This is a genomic window from Pseudomonas sp. Irchel s3a10 (assembly GCF_900187525.1).
GTDB classification, from domain to species: domain Bacteria; phylum Pseudomonadota; class Gammaproteobacteria; order Pseudomonadales; family Pseudomonadaceae; genus Aquipseudomonas; species Aquipseudomonas koreensis_G.
In genome coordinates this window covers 408,222-431,739 of record NZ_FYDR01000003.1, presented here as the reverse complement: position 1 = coordinate 431,739, position 23,518 = coordinate 408,222, and the positions used below count along the sequence as shown (strand labels likewise).

The 23,518-nt window shown below is 60.5% G+C and carries 25 protein-coding genes; 11 read left to right on the top strand and 14 right to left on the bottom strand.

Annotation, left to right across the window (positions count from 1 at the left end; all coding sequences use genetic code 11):
• Position 1 precedes the first annotated feature (1 nt).
• Positions 2 to 1,399: a NorM family multidrug efflux MATE transporter gene (locus CKW11_RS11965; RefSeq protein ID WP_095137817.1), complete on the bottom strand. Its 1,398-nt coding sequence runs from the start codon at positions 1,397 to 1,399 to the stop codon at positions 2 to 4.
• A 157-nt stretch (positions 1,400 to 1,556) separates the two neighbouring features.
• On the opposite strand from CKW11_RS11965, the gene CKW11_RS11960 reads away from it, so the two are divergent.
• From CKW11_RS11960 to CKW11_RS11950, 3 genes are all read left to right on the top strand, one after another.
• Positions 1,557 to 2,477 carry a LysR substrate-binding domain-containing protein gene (locus tag CKW11_RS11960; protein ID WP_095137678.1) on the top strand — a complete coding sequence of 307 codons (921 nt, stop codon included), beginning with the start codon at positions 1,557 to 1,559 and terminating at the stop codon, positions 2,475 to 2,477.
• A gap of 181 nt (positions 2,478 to 2,658) precedes the next feature.
• Positions 2,659 to 4,635, top strand: coding sequence for a methyl-accepting chemotaxis protein (locus CKW11_RS11955; RefSeq protein ID WP_095137677.1), 1,977 nt, complete (start codon positions 2,659 to 2,661; stop codon positions 4,633 to 4,635).
• A 219-nt stretch (positions 4,636 to 4,854) separates the two neighbouring features.
• A complete protein-coding gene (locus CKW11_RS11950) occupies positions 4,855 to 6,069 on the top strand; it encodes an aldose 1-epimerase family protein (RefSeq protein ID WP_095137676.1) in 1,215 nt (404 codons plus the stop codon).
• On the opposite strand, the gene CKW11_RS11945 is transcribed toward CKW11_RS11950, so the two are convergent.
• Both CKW11_RS11945 and CKW11_RS11940 read right to left on the bottom strand, forming a co-directional pair.
• Complete coding sequence (locus CKW11_RS11945) at positions 6,066 to 7,559, bottom strand: YifB family Mg chelatase-like AAA ATPase (RefSeq protein ID WP_095137675.1); 1,494 nt, start codon at positions 7,557 to 7,559, stop codon at positions 6,066 to 6,068. The two genes, CKW11_RS11950 and CKW11_RS11945, sit on opposite strands and share 4 nt — an antisense overlap.
• A gap of 383 nt (positions 7,560 to 7,942) precedes the next feature.
• Positions 7,943 to 8,407 carry a hypothetical protein gene (locus CKW11_RS11940; RefSeq protein ID WP_095137674.1) on the bottom strand — a complete coding sequence of 155 codons (465 nt, stop codon included), beginning with the start codon at positions 8,405 to 8,407 and terminating at the stop codon, positions 7,943 to 7,945.
• A gap of 252 nt (positions 8,408 to 8,659) precedes the next feature.
• Between CKW11_RS11940 and CKW11_RS11935 the strand changes: the two genes are divergently transcribed.
• Complete coding sequence (locus CKW11_RS11935; protein ID WP_095137673.1) at positions 8,660 to 8,929, top strand: HigA family addiction module antitoxin; 270 nt, start codon at positions 8,660 to 8,662, stop codon at positions 8,927 to 8,929.
• On the opposite strand, the gene CKW11_RS11930 is transcribed toward CKW11_RS11935, so the two are convergent.
• Both CKW11_RS11930 and CKW11_RS11925 read right to left on the bottom strand, forming a co-directional pair.
• Positions 8,924 to 9,448, bottom strand: coding sequence for a Bro-N domain-containing protein (locus tag CKW11_RS11930; RefSeq protein WP_095137672.1), 525 nt, complete (start codon positions 9,446 to 9,448; stop codon positions 8,924 to 8,926). The two genes, CKW11_RS11935 and CKW11_RS11930, sit on opposite strands and share 6 nt — an antisense overlap.
• Before the next feature lie 361 nt (positions 9,449 to 9,809).
• Positions 9,810 to 10,070 (bottom strand): accessory factor UbiK family protein, encoded by a 261-nt coding sequence (locus tag CKW11_RS11925; protein WP_011336527.1) that lies wholly within the window; start codon positions 10,068 to 10,070, stop codon positions 9,810 to 9,812.
• Positions 10,071 to 10,483: 413 nt separating this feature from the next.
• Between CKW11_RS11925 and glnK the strand changes: the two genes are divergently transcribed.
• The 4 genes from glnK (at position 10,484) to sutA (ending at position 13,265) form a co-directional block, all read left to right on the top strand.
• Entirely contained in the window at positions 10,484 to 10,822 is a 339-nt protein-coding gene (glnK, locus tag CKW11_RS11920) for a P-II family nitrogen regulator (RefSeq protein ID WP_002555808.1), read from the top strand.
• 36 nt (positions 10,823 to 10,858) lie between these two features.
• Entirely contained in the window at positions 10,859 to 12,196 is a 1,338-nt protein-coding gene (locus tag CKW11_RS11915) for an ammonium transporter (RefSeq protein ID WP_095137671.1), read from the top strand.
• Positions 12,197 to 12,410: 214 nt separating this feature from the next.
• Positions 12,411 to 12,836 carry a secondary thiamine-phosphate synthase enzyme YjbQ gene (locus tag CKW11_RS11910; protein WP_095137670.1) on the top strand — a complete coding sequence of 142 codons (426 nt, stop codon included), beginning with the start codon at positions 12,411 to 12,413 and terminating at the stop codon, positions 12,834 to 12,836.
• 102 nt (positions 12,837 to 12,938) lie between these two features.
• A complete protein-coding gene (sutA, locus tag CKW11_RS11905; protein WP_095137669.1) occupies positions 12,939 to 13,265 on the top strand; it encodes a transcriptional regulator SutA in 327 nt (108 codons plus the stop codon).
• Positions 13,266 to 13,454: 189 nt separating this feature from the next.
• Here sutA and CKW11_RS11900 read toward each other — a convergent pair whose 3' ends face one another.
• The 6 genes from CKW11_RS11900 to CKW11_RS11875 are packed head-to-tail and all read right to left on the bottom strand — an operon-like array spanning position 13,455 to position 18,064.
• Positions 13,455 to 14,162 carry an HAD family hydrolase gene (locus tag CKW11_RS11900; RefSeq protein WP_095137668.1) on the bottom strand — a complete coding sequence of 236 codons (708 nt, stop codon included), beginning with the start codon at positions 14,160 to 14,162 and terminating at the stop codon, positions 13,455 to 13,457.
• Positions 14,159 to 15,058, bottom strand: coding sequence for a tyrosine recombinase XerC (gene xerC, locus CKW11_RS11895; RefSeq protein ID WP_003229409.1), 900 nt, complete (start codon positions 15,056 to 15,058; stop codon positions 14,159 to 14,161). The genes CKW11_RS11900 and xerC overlap by 4 nt, the downstream gene beginning before the upstream one ends.
• A 2-nt stretch (positions 15,059 to 15,060) precedes the next feature.
• The gene (locus CKW11_RS11890; RefSeq protein ID WP_095137667.1) at positions 15,061 to 15,786 is read right to left on the bottom strand and encodes a DUF484 family protein; all 726 of its coding nucleotides are present in this window, start codon (positions 15,784 to 15,786) and stop codon (positions 15,061 to 15,063) included.
• Positions 15,787 to 15,799: 13 nt separating this feature from the next.
• On the bottom strand, positions 15,800 to 16,630 hold the full coding sequence (gene dapF / locus CKW11_RS11885) for a diaminopimelate epimerase (RefSeq protein ID WP_095137666.1): 831 nt from the start codon (positions 16,628 to 16,630) through the stop codon (positions 15,800 to 15,802).
• 3 nt (positions 16,631 to 16,633) lie between these two features.
• The gene (gene lysA / locus CKW11_RS11880) at positions 16,634 to 17,881 is read right to left on the bottom strand and encodes a diaminopimelate decarboxylase (RefSeq protein WP_095137665.1); all 1,248 of its coding nucleotides are present in this window, start codon (positions 17,879 to 17,881) and stop codon (positions 16,634 to 16,636) included.
• A gap of 9 nt (positions 17,882 to 17,890) precedes the next feature.
• Positions 17,891 to 18,064 (bottom strand): lipoprotein, encoded by a 174-nt coding sequence (locus CKW11_RS11875; protein ID WP_007911098.1) that lies wholly within the window; start codon positions 18,062 to 18,064, stop codon positions 17,891 to 17,893.
• 327 nt (positions 18,065 to 18,391) lie between these two features.
• Between CKW11_RS11875 and cyaY the strand changes: the two genes are divergently transcribed.
• The 3 genes from cyaY (at position 18,392) to rnk (ending at position 19,636) form a co-directional block, all read left to right on the top strand.
• Positions 18,392 to 18,724, top strand: a complete 333-nt coding sequence (cyaY, locus tag CKW11_RS11870; RefSeq protein WP_047596732.1) for an iron donor protein CyaY — start codon at positions 18,392 to 18,394, stop codon at positions 18,722 to 18,724.
• Between the two features lie 4 nt (positions 18,725 to 18,728).
• Entirely contained in the window at positions 18,729 to 18,947 is a 219-nt protein-coding gene (locus CKW11_RS11865; RefSeq protein WP_095137664.1) for a DUF1289 domain-containing protein, read from the top strand.
• A gap of 269 nt (positions 18,948 to 19,216) precedes the next feature.
• Positions 19,217 to 19,636 (top strand): nucleoside diphosphate kinase regulator, encoded by a 420-nt coding sequence (rnk, locus tag CKW11_RS11860; RefSeq protein WP_003229397.1) that lies wholly within the window; start codon positions 19,217 to 19,219, stop codon positions 19,634 to 19,636.
• A gap of 7 nt (positions 19,637 to 19,643) precedes the next feature.
• On the opposite strand, the gene CKW11_RS11855 is transcribed toward rnk, so the two are convergent.
• From CKW11_RS11855 to CKW11_RS11845, 3 genes are all read right to left on the bottom strand, one after another.
• Positions 19,644 to 22,487: a class I adenylate cyclase gene (locus CKW11_RS11855; protein WP_095137663.1), complete on the bottom strand. Its 2,844-nt coding sequence runs from the start codon at positions 22,485 to 22,487 to the stop codon at positions 19,644 to 19,646.
• Positions 22,488 to 22,671: 184 nt separating this feature from the next.
• Positions 22,672 to 22,917, bottom strand: coding sequence for a TIGR02647 family protein (locus CKW11_RS11850; protein WP_095137662.1), 246 nt, complete (start codon positions 22,915 to 22,917; stop codon positions 22,672 to 22,674).
• Between the two features lie 254 nt (positions 22,918 to 23,171).
• Entirely contained in the window at positions 23,172 to 23,456 is a 285-nt protein-coding gene (locus CKW11_RS11845) for a hypothetical protein (RefSeq protein ID WP_095137661.1), read from the bottom strand.
• Between the last annotated feature and the right edge of the window lie 62 nt (positions 23,457 to 23,518).

Sequence of the window (23,518 nt, the reverse complement as noted above, 5' to 3'; positions counted from 1 at the left end):
CTCAGTCTGCCTGAGCGACTGTGTACTGTTTTGATGACAGAGGTTCGCGCTGAATCATCCGCTTCATCTTCCACTCAAACGCCAGCGTCAGGCTCACTGCCGCACAGGCCAGCCCCAACGCCAAACCCCACCAGACTCCAGTCGGTCCCCAGTTCAAATGGAACGCCATCCACCACGCCGCCGGTGCGCCAATCAGCCAATAACAAGCGAGGCCGACCAAAAAGGTGGTTTTTGCGTCCTTGAGTCCACGGATGCAGCCCATGGCGATGGTCTGCGTACCGTCAAACAGCTCGAACCACGCCGCCACCGCCAACAGACTCACGGCCAGACGAATCACTTCGGCAAAGGCCGGATCGTTGTGATCGAGGAACAACCCGACCAACTGGTTCGGCAACAGCCAGAACACCATGGCGAAACCCAGCATCACCACCGCACCAAAGACGATACCGACTCGCCCGGACATCCGCGCATCGCTCAGTTGCCCGGCGCCGTAATGCTGGCCGACGCGCATGGTGATCGCGTAGGACATTCCCGCCGGCACCATGAACGCCACCGAAACGATTTGCAGGGCAATCTGGTGTGCGCCCAGTTGCGTACTGCCCATGGTGCCCATGCACAGCGCCGCGAAGGCGAACAAACCGACTTCCACCGCGTAGGTGCCGCCAATTGGCAGGCCGAGCCGCCACAGTTCTTTCAGGTACTGACGATTTGGCCGCGACAGGCCGGCGCGCAGCGGGTAAGCGTCGTAGGCCGGATGCCGGCGGATGTGCCAGGCCAGCGCCAGCGCCATGCAGTTGGCAACGATTGCCGTGACCAGGCCGATGCCGGTCAGCCCCAGTTTCGGCAGGCCGAACATCCCGGTAATCAATGCGTAATTGAGCAGGAAGTTGGCCACGGTGCCGCCGAGGCTGATGACCATCACCGGGGTCGCCCGGCCGATCGCACTGGTGAAACCGCGCAGGGCCATGAAGCTCAGATAGCCGGGCAGGGCGAAGGGCAGAGCGATCAAAAATTGTCCAGCGGCGTTGACGTTGGTTTCGGTCTGGCCGAACAGCAGCAAGACCGGCTTCAGATTCCACAGCAGCAACCCGGCGCCCAGCGCCATCAGCCACGCCAGCCACAACCCGGCCTGGGTCAGGCGTGCCGCGCCGATGATGTCGCCGGCGCCCTGACGGATCGCCACCAGCGTGCCGACCGCGGCGATCACGCCGATGCAGAAAATCGACACGAACGAATAACTCGCCGCGCCCAGTCCGCCGCCGGCCAGGGCTTCGGGGCTGAGGCGCGCCATCATCAGGGTGTCGGTCAGCACCATCAACATGTGCGCCAACTGTGAGGCGATCAACGGCCCCGCCAGCCGCAGGATGGCCCAGAGTTCGGTACGCACAGGATGCTGCATGGTCATCACCACCCATCAATCAGAGGGAACAAGAGACCGTCGATTCTCGGCGCTTGGCAGGGTTTGCACAAAAGGATAAAAAGGATGGGTGGCATGATTAAAACTCATCATGAGTAACCTCGCCGGGGTGGCCGGATGCCGCCAAAGGAGCTTGTGTATGTCCCGTCGTCTTCCTCCCTTGTATGCCCTGCGCGCATTCGAAGCGGCGGCGCGGCACAGCTCGTTCACCCGGGCGGCCGAGGAATTGTCGATCACCCAGAGTGCAGTCAGCCGGCACATCAAGACACTGGAGGAACACTTTGCCTGCAAGCTGTTTCACCGCAGCGGACGCAACCTGCAACTCACCGAGTCGGCGCGGCTGCTGTTGCCGGGGATTCGCGACGGTTTTGCTGCCCTTGAACGCGCCTGCAACACCTTGCGCGCCGAAGACGACATTTTGCGCATGAAAGCGCCGTCGACCCTGACCATGCGCTGGCTGCTGGCGCGGCTCAGCCGTTTTCGTCACCTACAGCCCGGCAACGAAGTGCAACTGACCAGTGCCTGGATGGACGTGGATTCGGTGGACTTCAACAACGAGCCCTTCGACTGCGCGGTGCTGCTGAGCGATGGGCACTTTCCGCCGGACTGGGAAGCCAGCCTGCTGTTTCCCGAGGAATTGATTCCTGTCGGCGCGCCGAACCTGCTGAACGATCAGCCCTGGGATGTGACGCGGTTGGCCTCCACCGAGTTGCTGCACCCGACCCCGGACCGGCGCGACTGGCGCAGTTGGCTGGAACACATGGGGCTGTCCGATCAGGTTTCGCTCAAGGGCGGACAGGTGTTCGATACCCTGGAACTGGGCATGATTGCCGCAGCGCGTGGTTACGGGGTATCGATGGGCGATTTGCTGATGGTCGCCGAGGATGTGGCGCAAGGAAGACTGAGCCTGCCGTGGCCGACCGCCGTCGCCAGCGGCCTGAATTACTACCTGGTTTGGCCGAAAACCCGTCCTGGAGGTGAACGTTTGCGCCGTCTCAGCGACTTCCTGCAAGGTGAGGTGCGGGCCATGGCGCTGCCGGATGTAACACGCTTGAGCTGAAACGTTAGAGCCGCCACAATGCCGGCCTTGTGCCATAACCCTGCTGTTCGCTCAAGTATTCGGCTTTACCGCCGAATACGTGCATGTGGAACCGTCGTGCAGGTATCCACGATTCACCCCCATTAGAAAATTATCCGAGCTGCGATCAAGGAGGATCGGCAAGTTCGGCCAGGAGCTGTCCATGTCTCAACCTCGCGCTCGGATCGCCTCGCAGCTGGGCCTCGCGCTCGCCGTGATACTGGCGATTGTCATCAGCGGCAGTACTGTCTTTGCTCTGCGTTCGCTGGATACCGCCAACCTCGCCACCCGTGAAGAACACCTCGCCAGTGAAGCGCGGCTGCTGGCCGACCAGTTGAGCACCTTCCACGGCACGCTGCGTGAAAGCACCCAGCGCCTGAGCGGGCTGTTCGAGAAGCGCTTCAGCGCCGGTCTGAGCATTCACCCGGATGCACCGGTGGCGGTGGCCGGTACCCAGACTCCTGGCCTGCACCTGGGCAGCGAAGTGCTGAACAACAACTTCAAGGAAGTCGACGAGTTCAAGCAAATGACCGCTGGGGTTGCCACGCTGTTCGTACGCAGCGGCGAAGACTTCGTGCGGGTCAGCACCTCGCTGACCAAACAGGACGGCACGCGCGCCATCGGCACTTTGCTCGATCATGCGCACCCGGCTTATGCGAAGTTGATGGCCGGGCAAGGCTACGTCGGCCGCGCGTTGCTGTTTGATCGCTCCTACATGACCCAATACACCCCGGTGCGCGACAGCAGCGGCAAGGTGATTGCGGTGTTGTTCGTTGGTTTTGACTACACCGACGCGCAGAACGCCCAGTTCGACAACCTCAAGCGCTTCCGCATCGGCCAGACCGGTTCGCTGGCGCTGCTGGATGAGCAGAACAAATGGCTGGTGGCGCCGGCGGGTGTCCAGGCACTGGATCAGGCGGTCACGGTGATTGGCGCTCTGGCCAAGACCCCTGGCAAAGGTCAGTTCTGGGGCGACAAGAACGAAGATTTCTACAGTGTTTCGGTACCGTTCGACGGTGGGCCGTGGGCGGTAGTGGCGAGCATGCCGAAAGCCGAGATTCGCGCGGTGACCTGGAGCGTCGGCACGCAACTGGCCATCGGCAGCCTGCTGGCGATGCTGTTGGCGGTGGGTTCGGTGGTGTGGTTGCTGCGCAGCAAACTGGCGCCGCTGAGTGATCTGGTGCGCCAGGCCGAAGCGCTGGGCGCGGGTGATCTGAGCGTGCGCCTGAACGTCTCGAGCAACGACGAGATCGGCCAGCTGTCCCGCGCGTTCAACCAGATGAGCCAGGCCCTGTCGACCATGGTCGAGCACATCCGCCGCGCCTCGGAAGAGGTCAACAGCCGCGCCCAGGCGCTTTCTGGTTTGTCCGGCGGTGCGTACGAAGGCATGGAACAGCAGTCTGGCGAAATCACCAGCATGGCTGGCGCGGTGGAAGAGTTCAGCGCCACTTCGCTGAACATCGCCGACAACATGGGCGCGACTCAGCGTCTGGCGCAGGAAAATGCCCAGCAGACGCAAATCGGTCGTAGCTCGATGGAAGAAGCTTCGTCCTCGCTGGAGCAGATCGCAGGTGCACTGAACACCACCGCGACCGTGATCAACACCCTCGGTCAGCGTTCCCAGGAAATCGGCGGCATTGTCAGCGTGATCACCTCGATCGCCGAACAGACCAACCTGCTGGCGCTCAACGCGGCCATCGAAGCGGCCCGCGCCGGTGAACAGGGCCGTGGTTTTGCCGTGGTCGCCGATGAGGTACGCAACCTGGCTTCGCGCACCCGTCAGGCCACCGATGAAATTTCCGGGATGATCCACAGCATCCAGCAGGAAACCGGCAACGCGATCAGCACCATGGAGCAGGGCAATGTGCTGATGCAGGAAGGCCTGTCGCGTAACGCCAATGTCGCCTCGGCGCTGGCGCGGATCGATGAGCAGAGCCGTTCGGCAGGGCAGCAGTTCGCGGCGATCACCACCGCGACCCAGGAGCAGAGCAGCACGGCGACTTTGCTCAGCAGTAACCTGCAGAGCATTGCGCTGGCCAACAGTGAGCAGCGTGAGGTTGTTTCTAACTTGGCCGTGACCGCCAAGGAGCTTGAGAAATTGGCGGCGGACTTGCGTTCTGAGGTTGATCGCTTCCGTTGATACAGCCTTGATATAGCCTTCGCGAGCAAGCTCGCTCCCACAGTTTCCGGCGTGAATCACAGATTCTGTGAACACCCGAGATCCCTGTGGGAGCGAGCTTGCTCGCGAATGGATCCCCGCCAATTCTTGGTAAATCACACGATCGCAAGCTCCATTGCACTTGCTGAAACGTTTCCGCAGCGCTATAAAAATGGCACAACTCCAATAAAGGCTGCTGCCATGACCCCGCTCAAACTCGCCGTTGCACTCGGCGCACTCTCTGCTGCTTCCCACGCCATGGCCTGGGATTACGTACTCCTCGATACCAACAAACCCGCGCAAAACTGGAGCATCACCAGTGAGCAGCTCGGGGTGAAAACCGACAAGCCGTTCTCCGTGAGCCTGCGAACCTTGCACGGCGGACGACAGGAAGGTGTCAGCATCGTCGATATCGATAACGGCACGATGAAACTCTCGGTGGTGCCGACCCGTGGCATGAATGTCCTGCAGGCGTCTGTAGGAAATGTGCGCATGGGCTGGGATTCGCCGGTCAAGGAAGTGGTCAACCCGGCCTTCATCGAACTTAACGGCCGCGGCGGGCTGGGCTGGCTGGAAGGCTTCAACGAGCTGGTGACCCGTTGCGGTTACGAATGGGTCGGCCATCCCGGCATGGACAATGGTGAGTTGCTGACCTTGCACGGACGCGCCGCCAACATTCCGGCCAGCAGCGTTACCCTGCACATTGATGAGAAGCCGCCGTACGCCATCAGTCTGCGCGGTGAACTGAAGGAGCAGGCCTTCAAGAAAGTCGACTTCTCGGTCGTCACTGAGCTGGTCACCGAGCCGGGCAGCGTGCGCTTTGCCCTCAACGATACGCTGACCAACAACGGCGATTATCCGAAGGAATACCAGGCGCTGTATCACAGCAACTTCAGTACGCCGTTCCTCGAGCAGGGCGCCCGTTTTGCTGCGCCGGTAAAACAGGTCTCGCCATTCAACGACAAGGCCAAGGGCGACTTGCCCGACTGGCAGACCTACCGCGCACCGACCAAGGACTACGACGAAACCGTCTACAACGTCGTGCCCTATGCCGACGCCAAAGGCGAAACCCTGACCGTTTTGCACAACAAGGCCGGCAGCCTCGGTGTCTCCGTTGGCTTCAACACTCAGCAGTTGCCGGTGTTTTCCCTGTGGAAAAACACTGACACCCAAGGGCAGGGCTATGTCACTGGGCTTGAGCCGGGCACCAGTTTTTCTTACAACCGCCGCTATCAGCGTCCGCTGAATCTGGTGCCGACCATTGCGCCAAAGGCCAGCCAACAGTTTCAGATCAGCTACAGCCTGCTCGCAAACAAAGGCGCTGTGGATAACGCCTTGAAGCGCGTGACCGAGATTCAGGCCGGGCGTGAAACCGAAGTGCGGCAGACGCCGCTGGTTGATCTGACCGAGCATTAAGGCGTCGCTGGCCGGTATTGCAACGCCTCGGCCAGATGTTCGCGCTTGATTGCATCGACTTGCTCAAGGTCTGCCAGGGTTCTGGCGACTTTGAGCAAACGATGGGCTGAGCGCAGCGACAAGGTCAGCCGCTCACAGGCTGATTCCAGCCATTTCTCATCGGCTGTGGATAACTTGCAGTGCCGCTTCAGGCCTGGCAGATCGAGAAACGCATTGGCACAACGCTGACGCTTTTGCTGTCGTTCGCGTGCCTCGGCCACCACGGCTGCCGCACTGGCGCTGTCCTCGCCTGGCTTCACTGCCGGATTCAACGCCGTCGCTTCCCGCGCCACCGTCAGGTGCAGATCGATCCGATCCAGCAACGGCCCCGATAGCTTGTTGCGGTAGCGCTGCACCATGTCCGGTGTACACGAGCACTTGCCGCTCGGCTCGCCAAGATATCCACAGGGACAAGGATTCATTGCCGCCACCAACTGGAAACGCGCGGGAAAGCGTACGCGATCCTTGGCTCGGGCAATCACGATATGCCCGGATTCCAGCGGTTCGCGCAGCACCTCCAGCACCTTGCGATCAAACTCTGGCAGCTCATCGAGAAACAGTACGCCGTGGTGGGCGAGGGTGATCTCGCCGGGTTGCGGTTTCGAGCTGCCACCGACCAGTGCCGGCCCGGAGGCCGAGTGGTGCGGCTGGCGAAAGGGCCGTTGTGGCCAATGGGTCAGTGGCACGCCGCTGGCGACCGATTGAATCGCCGCCACTTCCAGCGCCTCGCATTCGGACAGCGGCGGCAGCAGCCCGGGCAAGCGACTTGCCAACAAGGTCTTGCCGGTTCCCGGTGGCCCACTGAACAACAGGTTGTGCGCGCCTGCCGCCGCAATCAGCAGCGCCCGTTTCGCGGCCATCTGCCCTTGTACTTCGTTGAGGTCGGGATAAGGTTTCGCCGCATGGATCAGCCCGTCCGAGACATAAGGCTCGACCGGCGTATGCCCATTGAAATGCGCCACTGCTTCCAGCAGGTGATCCACCGCAAACACCTTCAACCCTGAAGCCAGACACGCCTCCTCGGCATTCGCCCGCGGCACCACCAATGCCCGCCCGGCCTTGCGCGCCGCCAGTGCCGCCGGCAACACCCCGCGTACCGGCCGCACAGCGCCGGACAACGCCAATTCACCAAGGCATTCCACCTCATCCAGCGTCAGACACGGCACCTGCACACTCGCCGACAGAATCCCCAGGGCAATCGCCAGATCAAAGCGCCCGCCATCCTTGGGCAGATCCGCTGGCGCCAGATTCAGGGTGATCCGCCGCGCCGGAAACTGCAGCCCGGAATTGATGATCGCGCTGCGCACCCGATCCTTGCTCTCCTTCACCGCCGCCTCGGGCAGGCCAACCATGGTCAGCGACGGCAGACCGTTGGCCAGATGAACTTCGACGGTAACGGCGGGAGCATCCACGCCAATCTGGGCGCGACTGTGGACGATGGAGAGGGACATGGTCATTCCTTGAGCTGAATCGGGGAGCCGCTTCCTGCGGGTTTTTGAAGGATAGTTGAGCCGGGTTTCAGTGCTGAAATAGAGGTTTACAAGACGTATCAAGACCCGATGGGCTGTCATTGCTTGCCTGAATTGGACCGTTGACTCTCGACCGGCATTGACGGATCATCCCGTTCGAGGACTGCAACTGCGCATTCGTCGGGACTGGGCACCAGCAAAAGCTCCCCCGCATTTTTGGCAGCAGAGAAAGCTGGTTTCTCTGAAGTAGTGACGACGGGCTAGCCTGTCGGATTCTGAACCCAAGGCCGTAAAGCCAGGAGCTAAAGAATCGCTGCGACTACTCCTCAAAAAATACTTAAAAGGCGTCCATCGGACGCCTTTTTTTATTTCTGATTTGATGGTACTCGTGGTATCTGCCCCACTAACGTGCCATGTGCGCGTTTTTGCGGATACCAAGTCACCACGAAATAACCAAATCCTGCGGCGCGCTCGTGTCGTGGTTCGAGAATCAGTGTTCCCATAGATGTCCTCAGTACCGCGACCCTGTTTCCACATCGCTGTTCTTTGAACTCACAATAGATTTGTGCTCCCGGGACGATCATTTTCGCAACAATCGCTGCTACCCCATCGGCAGTCTGGCAACCATGCTTGAGCAAATCGGCACTATGGGCTTCCCAAATGTGCACTACGCCAAAACCACTATTCGCTCGACGGTGAATACCTACCCGCAGATAAATCTTCCCGCCTGGCAAGCCGAATTTTGGCATATCGGGGATCGTGCCAAAGATGTAACCACCATCTGGATGCTGAACCAGCGTGTTTTCTTTGAGCTTGAGCAAATCAGACAAGAGGGATCCAGAACCAGAGTGTCTGGCGATCAATGTGTATCGCCTGGAACTCGACGAATAGGATCGACCAGCGCAGGCGAAAGCCACCAGCCTAATCACAGCCAAGAACTCACGGAATCAGGCGCAGACGCTGATTCTCGTAGGGTTATGCCCTATTAGTTGTAGGACGCCGGCAAAACGGTTTTGATGGTCTTGTTTTCCTGAATCGGATGCTCCAGTTTGGCCACTCAATGCAGCCTCTGGAGTCGAGAAATGAACCGCACTGGTATGCGCCCGATTCATCCGGGCGAGGTTCTGAATAAGGAATTCATGGAGCCGTTGGGCATGACCGCCATGGATCTGGCCATGCCCACGAACTGGCCCGAAAGTGAGATCGAAAAGCTTGTGAAATGCCAGCTAAGGATCTGCGCCGATCTGGCAATCAGTCTTGCCACTCATCTCAACACTACGCCAGAGTTCTGGATGAATCTCCAATCGACTTACGATTTGCGCAGGGCCCAGCTCCGGCATGCGGGTTTATAGCGATTGCAGCACCCGCGAAGCCCTTTTCCACCATGGCCCCGCCTCGCGCTTCGGCATTTCCCGCTCCACCATCATCTTCGGCACATCTTGTAACCGAATCCACGGCTGGTTATTCCAGTGCAACAAGCTCAACGACATATCCGGCCAACTGAGCAGGCTCAGGTGTGGGCGTTCGCTTGTGGTGGGGTGTTGGGTGTCGCGCAGGGTCGGGATGACTTGGTGAGTAAGCCATTCGCGCAGGGCTCGGTATTCGGGGCAGTAGTGGTAGACGAGGAGGGCGTAGACGCCGGATTCGCTGATCAGCAGGGTGTTTTCGATTTGGTTGTGGATCAGGGTTTTGCGGGTCTGGTGTTGGTCGGGGTCGAGTTTTCGCAGCATGCGTTCGTTTAGGTAGATGTGCAGCAGGCGGCTCAGGTCTCGGGCGCAGAACCAGGGTTGGTTCTGGATGAGGAGGGCGTGGAGGGGGAGTTTGTGGCGGGTGAAGATGTGAGGCGTTAGGTAAGTGTCATCTTGATTCATCGAACAGCTCCTCTTGCTTTAGGGCTGCCCTCGATCGTCGCCAAACGATCGGGAGGCAGTTGTACGCGGGTTGGCGAACCGGAGCAAAAGGAACCCGGCAGACCCGAAGATCTCCCACGCACAACCGCCATAACTCGATGAGGCGGTACATCTAGCCGCCATCAGATGGTAGTCGTGCGCCTTAAGCTTTCCAGGTCGCCAAACCCGGTGCTGAACATTCAGCATCGGGTGAGCTTAGAAACCTGGGCTTTTCGGCGCAATCGGACGGCGGTCATTCAGGTTGTAGGACGTTGCCGAGATGATTGAAGGGCTGAAGATCAAAAGATCGCAGCCTTCGGCAGCTCCTACAGGGGGGGCGGTGTTACTCGGCCGGCGGCGTCAGCTTGGCTTCCAGCTCTGCGACTTTCGCCTCAAGGCTTTCGAGGCGAGCGCGGGTGCGGGCCAGCACGACCATCTGACTATCAAACTCTTCACGGCTCACCAGATCGAGTTTGCTGAACGCACTCTGCAGCAGCATCTTGAACTGGCTTTCGATTTCGGCTTTCGGCAGCGGGGTGTCGCCGCTGAACAGGCGGGAGGCGGTGCCGCTCAGGGCGTCGAGGAAGTCTTTGGGCGCGAGCATGGGAAGTGTCCTGTAAACAATGGCCGGCAGTGTATCACGCAGTGTCTATAGTCAATCTCGCAGGGAGGGATGCACGCTTTTCGCGCAGGCGGACGGACGGCAGCGCACCGTTGTTGTGCGTAACCGTCGGGCGTTTTTCGGGCAAACGCCTGTGGCAGCGGCCAAGGGATTGAAATCAGTGGAATTTGGCGAGATGGCAAGCTTTCTGCTTAGTCGGTAGTGACCCATGCACTGATGCAGTCGCTGTGACGAATGCAGTGCGGCAGGCGGGACGGGGAGTTTCGTCGGCAGCGGTTAGCTGGCGTCAGTCGGGCAGGTAAGGCCGACGATGCGTTACAAAGCCAGGCACTGCGCTTAGACTTGAGTCGGGTTTGTTTTCCTGGGGCAAGTCCACCAATTCGGGAGAGAGTTTCATGAAGCTAGTCACTGCCATCATCAAGCCGTTCAAGTTGGACGACGTGCGCGAGTCGCTGTCCGAAATCGGCGTGCAGGGCATTACCGTTACTGAAGTCAAAGGCTTCGGCCGGCAGAAGGGTCACACCGAGCTGTATCGCGGCGCGGAATATGTGGTCGATTTTCTGCCCAAGGTGAAAATCGACGTGGCCATCGACGACAAGGATCTGGATCGGGTGATCGAGGCGATCACCAAGGCGGCCAACACCGGCAAGATCGGTGACGGCAAGATCTTCGTGGTCAATCTGGAACAGGCGATCCGCATCCGTACCGGCGAAACCGATACCGACGCGATTTAAGCCGCCACAAACCCCAACGCCCCAGGAGAAAACAATATGACTCTGCGTAAATTCGCAGGGCTAGGAGCCCTGTTGTCCATCGTAATGCCCGGCCTTGCAATGGCGGCAGACGAAGTGGCGGCCCCGGTCCTCAATTCCGGCGACACCGCCTGGATGCTCACCTCGACAGCCCTCGTGCTGTTCATGACCATCCCGGGCCTGGCGCTGTTTTACGGCGGCATGGTTCGCTCGAAAAACATTCTTTCCGTGATGATGCAGTGCTTCGCCATTACCGGTCTGATCAGCATCCTGTGGGTCATTTATGGCTACAGCATTGCGTTCGATACCACCGGCATGGAGCAGGGCGTCGTCAACTTCAACTCGTTCTTCGGCGGCATGGGCAAGGCATTCCTCGCCGGTGTCACGCCTTCGAGCCTGACCGGCCCTGCGGCGCTGTTCCCTGAGGCGGTGTTCATCACCTTCCAGATGACCTTCGCGATCATCACCCCGGCGCTGATCGTCGGTGCATTCGCCGAGCGGATGAAGTTCTCCGCGATGCTGATCTTCATGGGCATCTGGTTCACCCTCGTCTATGCACCGATCGCGCACATGGTCTGGTCCGGCAACGGCGGCCTGATGTGGGACTGGGGCGTACTCGACTTCGCGGGCGGCACCGTGGTGCACATCAACGCCGGTGTGGCCGGTCTGATTGCCTGCCTGGTATTGGGCAAGCGCAAAGGCTTCCCGACCACCCCGATGGCTCCGCACAATCTTGGTTACACCCTGATGGGCGCGGCGATGCTGTGGGTCGGCTGGTTCGGATTCAACGCCGGTTCCGCTGCTGCGGCCAATGGCACCGCCGGTATGGCGATGCTGGTCACTCAGATTGCTACCGCTGCGGCTGCACTGGGCTGGATGTTTGCCGAGTGGATCACCCACGGCAAGCCAAGTGCACTGGGCATTGCCTCGGGTGTGGTTGCCGGTCTGGTGGCGATCACTCCGGCTGCCGGTACCGTGGGCCCGATGGGCGCACTGGTGATCGGTCTGGCGGCGGGCGTGGTGTGCTTCTTCTGCGCCACCACCCTGAAACGCAAACTCGGTTATGACGATTCCCTCGACGCATTTGGCGTACACGGTATCGGCGGTATCCTCGGCGCAATCCTCACCGGTGTGTTCGCTGCACCTGCTTTGGGTGGTTTCGGCACCGTTACCGATATCGGCGCGCAGGTCTGGATTCAGGTCAAAGGCGTTGGCTTCACGGTGATCTACACCGCGATCGTCACCTTCATCATCCTCAAGGTTCTGGACGCCGTCATGGGTCTGCGTGTAACCGAGGAAGAAGAGTCGGTGGGCCTCGATCTGGCACAACACAACGAACGCGGCTACAACCTGTAAGTACGCGCATTAAAAACTTGCCCGGTTCGCCGGGCATTTTTTTGCCTGGAATTTGTCATTGAAAGGAAGGCTGAAAGGATTTTTCGTACGGCTTTGGTCGTGTTTACGACGGGCATTTTTCTGCGGCCAATCGCTTACATCATTGCAGGAATATTAGGGCCTTTGTTTTTTCCCAGAGCGCGCTAGAATGCGCCCCGAACGTGCGGAGAACTGTATGTGGCAACAGACTCTGATAACCCTGCGGGCACGGCCCCGGGGCTTTCATCTGGTAACGGACGAGTTACTCGCCGGCCTGCCTGAACTCAAGGCGTGCCGGGTCGGTCTGTTGCATTTGTGGCTGCAGCATACCTCGGCGTCGTTGACCATCAACGAGAACGCCGATCCGGCGGTTCGTCGCGACTTCGAACGATTTTTCAATCGTCTGATCCCACAAGGAACAGACGGCTATGAGCATAACGACGAAGGCCTGGACGACCTCCCGGCGCACTTCAAGGCCAGCGTACTTGGCTGCCAGATCAGTCTGCCGGTTTCGGCAGGGCGACTGGTACTGGGCACCTGGCAAGGTGTTTATCTGGGCGAGCACCGTGATCATGGCGGTGCCCGTAAAGTCCTCGCCACCTTGCACGGTGAAGGGGCGTAAACCGTTGGTCACCAATGGTTACCGATTTTTTTCCGGCGGCTTTCGACAGTCGCCAAAGCTGGTCTATAACTAATCTGCTTTTCGCAAGTCATGAGGTAGAACATGAGCGACGATGATCTGGAAAACGACGACCTCGAAGTAGGCGACGAAGACGAGGCCGAGGAAGGCCTGGAAACAGCAGCGGACGACGTTGCTGAAGACGATGGCGGTGACGATACGCCGGCCCCGGCTGCCAAAGGCAAAGCCAAGGCTGCGGTGTCGGTAGACGAGTTGCCGAGCATCGAAGCCAAGAACAAGGAGCGCGACGCCCTGGCCAAGGCTATGGAAGAATTCCTTGCGCGCGGCGGCAAGGTGCAGGAAGTGGAGGCCAACGTGGTCGCCGATCCGCCCAAGAAGCCGGACAACAAGTATGGCAGCCGCCCTATCTGAGGCGTGCCGCTTGCTTGCTGAAGAAGCCCGCCGTCGCTGCGGGCTTTTTCATGTCTGGAATAAGAAGATCATGAATACACACAATCCCCTGTGGGAGCGGGCTTGCTCGCGAAGGCGGTGTGTCATTCAAATTGTATGTCGACTGACACGGCCTCTTCGCGAGCAAGCCCGCTCCCACAGGGGGTTACGTCAGGTGGCGAGGGCATTCCAGCTTGCGAGCACCGCTGGCAAGTCGGTCAGGCTACGGATTTCAGCATCCGGCAGTCGCTCCGCTTCCCAGACCTTGCCCGCCGGGTTGAACCAGACCGCGCGCATGCCCGCTTGTTGCGCCCCGGCAATGTCATCGCCGGGATGATCGCCAATGTGCACGGCCGCTTCCGCACTCACACCACCGCGTTGCAACGCTTCGTGGAACAGTCGCGCATCCGGTTTGGCGATGCCGATATCTTCGGCGCACAGCGCAAACTTGAAGTAGTCCGCCAGGCCCAGCCGACGCACGTCGGCGTTGCCGTTGGTGACCACGCCGAGGGCGTAATGGTTGGCAAGGATTTCCAGGGTCGGTTCGACCTCCGGGAACACCTCGATCTGATGCCGCGCATGCAGGAATACTTCAAAGCTTTTGTCGGCCAGATCCGCAGCTTCGCCGTGGGCGTACCCGGCTTCTTCCAGCGCGTGGAACAGCACGCGCCTGCGCAACGCACTGATGCGGTGCTTGAGGCCCGGTTCGCTGGCCAGTACCCGCTCACGAATCCCCCACAAATGCTCCACCGGCACTGCGCCCAGGTTCGGTGCGTGTTCGCTCAGCCATTCGCGCAATACCGCTTCGGCACTGACGATCACCGGGGCGGTGTCCCACAGGGTGTCGTCGAGGTCGAAGGTGATCAACTGGATGTTCATGAATCGTCGCCTTTGCTGCGTTTGGCCCGTGGGTGGGCGCTGTCGTAGACCGCCGCCAGGTGCTGGAAGTCCAGGTGGGTGTAGATCTGCGTGGTCTTGATGTCCGAGTGGCCGAGCAGTTCCTGCACCGCGCGCAGGTCCTGCGAGGATTCCAGCAAGTGGCTGGCGAAGGAGTGCCGCAGCATGTGCGGGTGCAGGTTCTGCCCCAGTTCGCGTTCGCCGGCCAGTTTCACTCGCACCTGAATCGCCCGTGGGCCGAGGCGCCGACCTTGCTGGCTGACGAACACGGCGTCGTCGGCCGGGTTGGTCATGGCCCGCAGCGGCAGCCATTGCTCCAGTGCTTCGCGCGCCTTTTTGCCGACCGGCAGCAGGCGGGTCTTGCTGCCCTTGCCGAGCACCTGAACCATGCCGTCCGCCAGATCCAGCTGATCGAGATTGAGCCCGGTCAGCTCGGACAAACGCAGGCCCGAGGAGTAGAACAGTTCGAGAATCGCCTGATCACGGCGGGCGAGAAAATCGTCCTCGACCGCACCTTCCAGCAGTTGCAACGCACGGTCGGTGTCGAGGGTTTTCGGCAGGCGCCGTTCGCCTTTCGGTGGCGCCAGACCGGTCGCAGGGTCGTGGTCGCACAGGCCTTCGCGATTCAGATAGTGATAGAGCCCGCGCACCGCCGAAAGCAATCGGGCGAGACTGCGTGAGGACTGGCCCTGAGCATGCAGGCGGGCGATCAGGCTGCGCAGGCGCTGAATATCCAGCGCCGCCCAACTGCCGATGTTCTGCTTGAGGCACCAGCCGAGGACTTTATCGAGGTCGCGGCGGTAGGCCGACAGTGTGTGCGGCGACACCTGTCGCTCACTGCGCAGGTGTTCGCAGTAAGCGTCCAGTTGTCGTTCCATGCTCAGCGTACCGAGCGCAGGGAGCTGTTGACCCGTGGCAGCACGCGGCCCATGACTTCGGCGATGTAGCTGAGGAACAGCGTGCCGACCGAGCTCTTGTAGTGCTGCGGATCACGGCTGGCGATTGCCAGAATGCCGTGGATGCCTTGATGACTGACCGCAACCACCGCCGTCGAGCCGATCTGCTTGCGCTGTTCTTCGCCGAACAGGAAGTCCAGCTCATGTTCCCGCAGAGTGCCGCTGACGCTCTTGCCTTCGGTGAGCAGACCGCCGATCGCGGTTTGCGCGTCGGCGTGAGTGACCCAGCGACCCACCGGTGCCGGGTTGTCGCCGAGCAGGATCAGGCTGACAAAAGGCACCTGAAAATCCTGGCGCAGGCTGTCTTCGACGCTGATCACCACGTCTTCCAGGCTGGCGGCGTCCATCAGGGACAGGATCAGGCGGCGGGTCTTGTCGAAAAGGCGATCGTTGTCGCGGGCGACGTCCATCAACTGCGAGAGGCGATGGCGCATCTCGATGTTGCGGTCGCGCAGGATGCTCATCTGCCGTTCGACCAGCGAAACGGTGTCACCGCGCTGGTGGGGAATGCGCATGGCAGGCAGCAGTTCTTCGTGCTCGACGAAGAAGTCCGGATGAGCCTCCAGGTATGCGGCAACCGCTGCCGCCTCCAGGTTCTCGGACGCTGATTCGTCGGACTGTCGGGCGGGTACCTGAGGCTTATCGGTCATGGCTTCTGCTCACTCAAAGACGCACTTGTCCTTCGTATACACGCACTGCCGGGCCGGTCATCAGCACCGGATGGCCAGGGCCTGCCCATTCAATGGACAGACGCCCGCCGGGCAGGTCGATCAACAGCGGCGAATCCATCCACCCCTGGCTGATGGCCGCAACTGCAGCGGCACAAGCGCCGGTACCGCAGGCCTGAGTCTCCCCGGCGCCGCGTTCCCAGACGCGCAACTGCGCGCGGTTGCGATCGATGACCTGAATGAAACCGACATTGACCCGCGCCGGGAAGCGCGGGTGGTGTTCGATTTTCGGCCCCAGTTCATGCACCGGTGCACTGTTGATGTCCTGCACGCGCAATACGGCGTGCGGGTTGCCCATCGACACGGCGGCCAGTTCGACCGTAGTGCCGTCGACCTCCAGTTGATAGCTGGAAGCCTGCGCTGGCGCGTCGAACGGAATGTCCGCCGGCACCAGGCGCGGCGCGCCCATGTTCACCCCGATCTGGCCGTCGTTACGCACGTCCAGCTCGATGATGCCGCCCTTGGTCTCGACGCGAATCTGCCGCTTGGCCGTCAGACGTTTGTCGAGCACGAAGCGCGCGAAGCAGCGTGCACCGTTGCCGCACTGTTCCACTTCCGAGCCATCGGAGTTGAAGATCCGGTAACGGAAATCCACGTCCGGGTTGCTCGGCGCTTCGACGATCAGCAATTGGTCGAAACCGATACCGGTGTGCCGGTCGCCCCATTGCTTGGCGTGCTTGGGCTGAATATGCGCGTGCTGGCTGACCAGGTCGAGAACCATGAAGTCATTGCCCAGGCCGTGCATTTTGGTAAAACGCAGCAGCATGGGTTACTCCGGCAGCAGGCTTTCGCCGGCAAACAGCTCGGCCACGGTTTCGCGGCGGCGCACTTCAAAAACCTGATCACCGTCTACCAACACTTCAGCGGCACGGCCACGGGTGTTGTAGTTGGAACTCATCACGAAGCCGTAGGCACCGGCCGAATGCACGGCCAGCAGGTCGCCTTCTTCCAGCGCCAGCTCACGATCCTTGGCGAGGAAATCGCCGGTTTCGCAGATCGGGCCGACGATGTCGTATTTGCGCGCAGCGGAGTCACGCGGTTTGACCGCAGTGATGTCCATCCAGGCCTGATACAGCGCCGGGCGGATCAGGTCGTTCATCGCCGCGTCGACGATGGCGAAATCCTTGTGTTCGGTGTGCTTGAGGTACTCGACCTGGGTCAGCAACACGCCGGCGTTGGCGACGATGAAGCGGCCCGGTTCGAACACCAGCGCCAGGTCACGGCCGTTCAGACGCTCGCGCACAGCCTTGATGTAGTCGCCGGCCAGTGGCGGCTCTTCATTGCGATACCGCACGCCCAGGCCACCACCGAGATCGATGTGGCGCAGGTGGATGCCGCAATCGCCGAGGCGGTCGACCAGATCCAGCAGACGGTCGAGGGCATCGAGGAACGGCGGCAAAGTGGTCAGTTGCGAGCCGATGTGGCAATCGACACCGATCACTTCCAGGTTCGGCAGGTGCGCGGCACGCATGTACACGTCTTCGGCGTCGGCAATGGCGATTCCGAACTTGTTCTCTTTGAGACCGGTGGAAATGTACGGGTGGGTGCCGGCGTCGACGTCCGGGTTCACGCGCAGCGAGACCGGGGCGCGAACACCCAGCTCGGCAGCCACGACTTGCAGGCGCTCGAGCTCGTCGGTGGATTCGACGTTGAAGCAGTGCACGCCGACTTCCAGCGCGCGACGCATGTCGTCACGGGTCTTGCCGACACCGGAGAACACGATCTTGTCGGCGCTGCCGCCAGCGGCGAGTACACGCTCCAGCTCGCCACGGGAAACGATGTCGAAACCGGCGCCGAGACGGGCCAGGACATTCAGCACGCCAAGGTTGGAGTTGGCCTTGACTGCGTAGCAGACCAGGTGCGGCATGCCGGCCAGCGCGTCGGCGTACGCCAGATATTGAGCTTCGATGTGCGCACGCGAGTAGACATAGGTGGGCGTGCCGAAGCGGTCGGCGATGGCGGACAGCGCCACACCTTCCGCGAACAGCTCCCCGCCACGGTAGTTAAAAGCGTCCATGGCGATCCCTTATTGGTAAACGTCGTGCTTGTGTGCTTTGGACGGCTGCTTCTGCGAAGACTGGGCTTGCTCGGCCGGGTCCTGATCGTCATCCGGCAGGTACAGCGGGCCTTTTTGACCACAGGCCGAAACGAGGCAGGCAACCGCGACGAGCGCAGCAAGGGAAGAGATCAGGCGCTTCATGGCGAAATCCTTGAAAATGCGTTAATTGCGCCGGAGTATACCGGCCACCCGGCAGCTTGCCTATGCGAGGGGGGCCCCGTCCGGCGGGGCTTGTTCAAGGCGGCCCGGATTGCCGCAATCTCTTGTAGGAGTGAGCCTGCTCGCGATTGTGATGTATCCGCCAGCAATAATGTTGAATGTGCCAACCATTCGCGAGCAGGCTCACTCCTACAGGGTTTGGTGTCGGGAGTGGGGCAGGTGCTTGGTCGTTAATCTTTGCAATCGGCCGGCAGCGTCCGTATCTTGCGGCGCTTGAGCCTGATCAGAACATTTTTTGAGGTTGCCACAATGAGTTTGTCCGAAGCGCGTTTCCATGATCTGGTCGATGAAACCCAGGAAAAACTGGAAGACATCTTTGATGAAAGTGACCTGGATATCGACCTGGAAAGCTCGGCAGGTGTCTTGACCGTCAAGTTCGAAAACGGCTCGCAACTGATCTTCAGTCGTCAGGAACCCCTGCGCCAGCTGTGGCTGGCGGCGGTGTCCGGTGGTTTCCACTTCGACTACGACGAAGAGAGCGAACGCTGGATGTGCGACAAGAGCGAAGAGCAACTGGGCGAAATGCTCGAACGCATCGTCAAGCAGCAGGCCGGCGTCGAATTCGACTTCGAAGGTCTGTGATTTCGTGACTGATACCGCTCCCGTCCGGCCTCCGAAGCCGCTCTACAGCAACGTCAGTCCGGCGGTGCCGTCGCCGTGCAGCGGGGTGTGCCGGCTGGATGAGCAGAAGGTTTGCCTCGGCTGCTTCCGCCATGTCGAGGATATTCGCGAATGGCGTTCGGCCGATGATGAGCGGCGGCGGGTGATCGTCAGCCAAGCCCGACAACGCCGAACTCAGGCCTGACTCGGCCCTGTAGCGAGGGGATTTATCCCCGATGGGTTGCGCAGCGGCCCCAGGCTTTGAGACTGCTGCGCAGTCTATCGGAGATAAATCCCCTCACCACAAAGTTTCCCTCAGGGCTGAGTGGGGGTTGCCGGGCGGTGACTTGTATATTTTTTGAGCTGTGATAGTGTCCGAACACGCCTCAACCCATCGAGGCCTGGTGAAAACCCCGTCTTTTTTGGCGGGGTTTTGCTTTTTTTGTGTGCAGAAGAAAGGAGTCTGCCCGGATCATGACCGCACCTTCCATCACCCTTACCCGTCTGGACGTACAACGTCTGGAGCGCTTGATCGACAACCTGAATGAGAAAGACCAGGCTGCGCCGGGCGTGATCGCGCTGCAAACCGAACTGGACCGCGCCGATACACTGGTCGGCCACGATGAAGTGCCCGCTGATGTCGTGACGATGAATTCCCGCGTGCACTGCCGCGAAGAAGGCAGTGGCAAGGACTATCACCTGACGCTGGTCTATCCCAAGGATGCCAATGCCGACGAAGGCAAGATCTCGATCCTCGCGCCGGTCGGCAGCGCGTTGCTGGGCCTGAAGGTTGGTCAGCACATTGACTGGCCGGCTCCGGGTGGCAAGACCCTGAAACTGACCTTGCTGGAAGTCGAATCACAGCCGGCCAACGGCGGTGAATTCCGCGAGTGACCCCGCCTCAGACCTGTTCGAGCGCCTCGTTCAGGGCGCGCTCCAGGTCGGCCTTGTAGCGCAGATACAAATTGCTTGAACTCTGACCATCACCGAGCAGGCCCGAGAGGTCCAGGTCGGTGATGTAGCAGCGATAGCGCTCGGTCTCGCGGCGCTGTTCGACGATCTCCCGGGCGACCACGCGAAACAGTTGGTCGCCATGTTCCAGCTCGCTGAATTCCCGTTGATTGCAATACAAGGTGACTTGCACCTCGCCCGGTGCGGCTTTGCCGACGATCGCCTGCACGTCGTAGAACGGTTTGTTGACCGGTGTCTGCGGCGCCGGTCGTGCTTCGACCCGGCGCGCGCGCCCGGGGCCGGAAGGCAATAGCTGGTAATACAAGGTTTCGAGGCCGACCGCCGGGCTGCCATCCATCGGCAACAGCGCATCACGCCGATACTGGATCGATTGCAGGAAGCGCTGCAGCGGCACCAGCAGGCTCTGTTCATCGTGGTACGGCAAATGCTGTTGCCACAACGCGTTGAACTCATCCAGCACGTACAGTTCGGCCTGTTGTTCGCTGATCCGGTAGAACACCTGAATCGATTCCGGCTGACCCATCGGCAGGATCAGCGCGAGGTCGTGATCCTCCAGCGCCATCGGGTCCAGGTGCAGCGGGCTGTAGCGCGGCTGTTCTTCGCCCAGATAATCGAGCAGCGCCGGCAGGGTGGCGAGGGCGACATGGTTGACTTGGCCCGGCACCAGTTCCAGCACGTGATAGTGCTGTTGCACCTGAATCAGGTAGCGGTGATTGAGCTCGCTGAGCAGCAGGGTCTGCGCGGTGTCGATGATTTCTTCGACGCGGCGGGCAATGAACTGCGCGCGGTTGTGGCAGAAGCAGCGCACTTTCAATGACGGCTGCTGCGGGCCGCGCGGCAGGTTGTTGAGATAGTCGCGCAGGCAATCGAGCAGTGCGTGGGGGCCATCGAAGCGGTTGACCAGCACTTCGTTCCAGCTGTTGAGCGTGACCTGATCGAGGGTCAGTACGAGGTTTTCGCGCACCCCGGCGTAACTCAGCGAGTCAGTACGCTCGGTGGTCATCAGGATGTTCAGGTCGCGGTGGTGCTTGAGCGGATCGACACCGACGTTGACCAGCATCAGCACTTCGCTCGGCACCGCAGCGCGCAGCAGTGGTTCTTCGGCGACGGTCGGCAGGGGCAGGGCGATGCACTGCTGCAGGCTGCCGAGCAGGTTGAACAACTCGAACTCGCTCATGTCGCTGGTGCCGGGGTGCAGCGCCAGTCGGGTGCTGCTGTCGATCACACCGTTGCGGTGGCACCAAGTCAGCAATTCGAGCAACTCGCGGCTGCGCTTGATCGGCGCGAAGTGCTCCCATTCCAGGGCGTTCAGGCTGCCGTTGTACAGACCCCACTGGGTTTGCCCAGGCTCTTTTTTATTCGGCGATTGCACCAGCGTCAGGGTGTCTTCGGCCAGATCCGGGGCGATGCCGGGATTGATGAATTCGACCTTGTCGGCCTTGCGCTCGAACGCGGCGTACAGGCGACGACCGAGTACGTTCAGGTCGCGCTTGTTGATCAGGCTGACGGTCTGTTCGGTGCGGGCGAATTGGGTCAGGAAGCGGTAGCTGTAATTCAGCTCATTGACCAGGGCGCGGCGTTCGGCGCTGACCTGGCGGACTTTCCACTGGCTGCGGCTGTCGAGCAAGGCCAGTTGCCGCTGATCCCAATGCCATTCGTGCGCCAGGCGTTCCAGCAGCGAGCGCTGCCAGCTCTGGGTGCGGCTGTTGCCGGTGAGCTTGCGGTTGACCTTGAGGTACAGCGCGCGTCGCACCAGCTCCAGACGCTCCGGTTCGTTGCGGGCGCTGAGGTATTCCTCGATGCGTCGGTACACCACCATGTACGGATCCAGCTCATCCAGATCCAGCTGATTGGCGAACACGGCCCGCTTGTAGCGCAGGCTCAGACACTGCACGTTCGGGTGTTCGCTGGCGTAGACCTCGGTCAGCAACAGCTTGAGCACCGACTTGTAGGGCGACTCGATGCCCTTGAACAACTGCCACAGGCCGGCGCCGATGAACTCGCCCGGCGGAATCGTTGCCAAGTGGCCAAGGTCGAGAGTTTCGTCGGCGCGAATGAAGCGCTTTGACAGCAGAGTGTGGGTATACAGGTCGTAAGCGCTTTCTTCGTAGACCGGCACCAGCCACCAGATCGGCGTGCGCCCGGCCAGCCAGATTGCCGTGCGATAAAACTCGTCCAGCAGCAGATAGTGCTGCGTGCTGCCGCAGTTTTCGGAGCTGAGCTGGGTGTCGCGTTCGCCTTTGACGAAGCGCACCGGGTCGATCAGAAAGAAATGCGCCTCGGCGCCTTGGGTCGCGGCCCAGGTTTCGAGGAGCTGGCATTTTTTGCGCAGCTCGGCGAGTTCGTTGTCGCTCAGGTCCGGCGCATGGCAGACCCACACATCCATGTCGCTCTGATCGGCCTGGGCCAGGGTGCCGAGGCTGCCCATCAGGAACAAACCGTGAATCGGTCGTGGCGGGTTGCTGCCGTGGCGCGGCTTGTAGGAAAACGAGCGAGTCAGGCGCTGTGCTTCGGCGAGGGCGGTGGCGTCCGGTTCATAGTTGGACAGCCCGGCTGGCGTGCTGCCGGAAACATAACCCGGCAACAGCGGGTGATTGACGTGGAAGAACAGCGGCAGCAGGGTCAGTACGCTTTGCTGGCGTGTCGACAACCCTTCAAGGGCACGCCCGAGGCGACCTTCATTGAGTTTGAGAAAGCGCGCGCGCAACTGGCTGAGCACCTTGCGGTCGATGCCTTCGTCCAGATCGGGGCGGATTTCATGGGTGCGCGTCATGTCAGCTCAAACCGGCTCGCAGGCTCGGACGAAGAGGGTCTCGGAATGGGAGGCAGTTTAGCCTTTGCGCAGCGGGACTTTTAAGCTGAATTTGTTTTTTGACGTCAGATTTTTAGCGGGGGGCGATCAGGCGGGCCCGCGGAAATCCCGTGGCAGGAGTTCCCGTGGGCAAGGACGGGAAAAATCAGGCGGTTTCTTGCTCTTTCAGAATGGTCAGCACGGTCTGCACATTTTGTGCAGCATCGCGACCGAGGCTGGTCAGATACCCGCCATCTGGCTGGTCGGTGAGTTCTTTTTCGAAGAGGCGTTTGGCAGCGGCAATGTGTTTAGGGGCAGCGGTCTGATGAATTTTCAAACCTTCCTGGGAACTGTCCAGGGGAAAGAGTGCGAGGACTTCCAGTTCGGCAACCAACTCAGGGGTAAGCGACATAAGGACTCCAGACTTTCTAGGAATTGGACGACAGCGTCCCTAAGGTGAACCCGCTTTTGCGGCATGTCCAGTGCTCAGATCAGGGATTTTGTCTTGAGGCGGATTCCAGTGTAGCCCGGGTGGAAGAGGAGGCTGGATGGATACGTTACAAACATTGTAGGAGTGAGCCTGCTCGCGATTGCGTCGTGTCAGTCAGCTGATTTTTTGCTGAAAGAACGCAATCGCGAGCAGGCTCACTCCTACAGGGTTGGGGTTTACTGCTTTTCGGGTGGTAACTCGGGCAGTGCACGCAGTGCGGTTTCATACCACTCGGTATCGAACGGGCGGTCTTCATCGAGCATCGCGTCAATCTCGTAAGCCAGCACATGCGCCATCAGATTGAGTATCTCTTCGCGCGGAGTGCCCACCAGGGTCAACTTGTTGAACGTCGCTTTGGCCGCTGGCGGGTTGTCGCTTTCGATCTGGTTCTCGATGGCTTCGATCAACGTCGCCTCGGTGAACTCTTCTTCGTCGTTGTCGATATTTGTCGGCTCGCTCATGGCAGGCTCCTCAAGGAAAGGCGCCAGTTTACCCGCATTCAGCGGGGTGATGCTGCTGGCAG

What these genes read in the sequence shown, in the direction of transcription:
- CKW11_RS11900 (WP_095137668.1), bottom strand. Translation starts at nt 14,162, where the DNA reads ATGAACATCCAGTTGATCACCTTCGACCTCGACGACACCCTGTGGGAC.
- CKW11_RS11925 (WP_011336527.1), bottom strand. Translation starts at nt 10,070, where the DNA reads ATGCTCGCGCCCAAAGACTTCCTCGACGCCCTGAGCGGCACCGCCTCC.
- rnk (WP_003229397.1), top strand. Translation starts at nt 19,217, where the DNA reads ATGACCGCACCTTCCATCACCCTTACCCGTCTGGACGTACAACGTCTG.
- CKW11_RS11910 (WP_095137670.1), top strand. Translation starts at nt 12,411, where the DNA reads ATGTGGCAACAGACTCTGATAACCCTGCGGGCACGGCCCCGGGGCTTT.
- CKW11_RS11890 (WP_095137667.1), bottom strand. Translation starts at nt 15,786, where the DNA reads ATGACCGATAAGCCTCAGGTACCCGCCCGACAGTCCGACGAATCAGCG.
- CKW11_RS11965 (WP_095137817.1), bottom strand. Translation starts at nt 1,399, where the DNA reads ATGCAGCATCCTGTGCGTACCGAACTCTGGGCCATCCTGCGGCTGGCG.
- dapF (WP_095137666.1), bottom strand. Translation starts at nt 16,630, where the DNA reads ATGCTGCTGCGTTTTACCAAAATGCACGGCCTGGGCAATGACTTCATG.
- CKW11_RS11845 (WP_095137661.1), bottom strand. Translation starts at nt 23,456, where the DNA reads ATGAGCGAGCCGACAAATATCGACAACGACGAAGAAGAGTTCACCGAG.
- CKW11_RS11930 (WP_095137672.1), bottom strand. Translation starts at nt 9,448, where the DNA reads ATGAATCAAGATGACACTTACCTAACGCCTCACATCTTCACCCGCCAC.
- CKW11_RS11915 (WP_095137671.1), top strand. Translation starts at nt 10,859, where the DNA reads ATGACTCTGCGTAAATTCGCAGGGCTAGGAGCCCTGTTGTCCATCGTA.
- lysA (WP_095137665.1), bottom strand. Translation starts at nt 17,881, where the DNA reads ATGGACGCTTTTAACTACCGTGGCGGGGAGCTGTTCGCGGAAGGTGTG.
- sutA (WP_095137669.1), top strand. Translation starts at nt 12,939, where the DNA reads ATGAGCGACGATGATCTGGAAAACGACGACCTCGAAGTAGGCGACGAA.
- CKW11_RS11955 (WP_095137677.1), top strand. Translation starts at nt 2,659, where the DNA reads ATGTCTCAACCTCGCGCTCGGATCGCCTCGCAGCTGGGCCTCGCGCTC.
- glnK (WP_002555808.1), top strand. Translation starts at nt 10,484, where the DNA reads ATGAAGCTAGTCACTGCCATCATCAAGCCGTTCAAGTTGGACGACGTG.
- CKW11_RS11850 (WP_095137662.1), bottom strand. Translation starts at nt 22,917, where the DNA reads ATGTCGCTTACCCCTGAGTTGGTTGCCGAACTGGAAGTCCTCGCACTC.
- CKW11_RS11855 (WP_095137663.1), bottom strand. Translation starts at nt 22,487, where the DNA reads ATGACGCGCACCCATGAAATCCGCCCCGATCTGGACGAAGGCATCGAC.
- CKW11_RS11875 (WP_007911098.1), bottom strand. Translation starts at nt 18,064, where the DNA reads ATGAAGCGCCTGATCTCTTCCCTTGCTGCGCTCGTCGCGGTTGCCTGC.
- CKW11_RS11945 (WP_095137675.1), bottom strand. Translation starts at nt 7,559, where the DNA reads ATGTCCCTCTCCATCGTCCACAGTCGCGCCCAGATTGGCGTGGATGCT.
- CKW11_RS11960 (WP_095137678.1), top strand. Translation starts at nt 1,557, where the DNA reads ATGTCCCGTCGTCTTCCTCCCTTGTATGCCCTGCGCGCATTCGAAGCG.
- xerC (WP_003229409.1), bottom strand. Translation starts at nt 15,058, where the DNA reads ATGGAACGACAACTGGACGCTTACTGCGAACACCTGCGCAGTGAGCGA.
- CKW11_RS11950 (WP_095137676.1), top strand. Translation starts at nt 4,855, where the DNA reads ATGACCCCGCTCAAACTCGCCGTTGCACTCGGCGCACTCTCTGCTGCT.
- cyaY (WP_047596732.1), top strand. Translation starts at nt 18,392, where the DNA reads ATGAGTTTGTCCGAAGCGCGTTTCCATGATCTGGTCGATGAAACCCAG.
- CKW11_RS11935 (WP_095137673.1), top strand. Translation starts at nt 8,660, where the DNA reads ATGAACCGCACTGGTATGCGCCCGATTCATCCGGGCGAGGTTCTGAAT.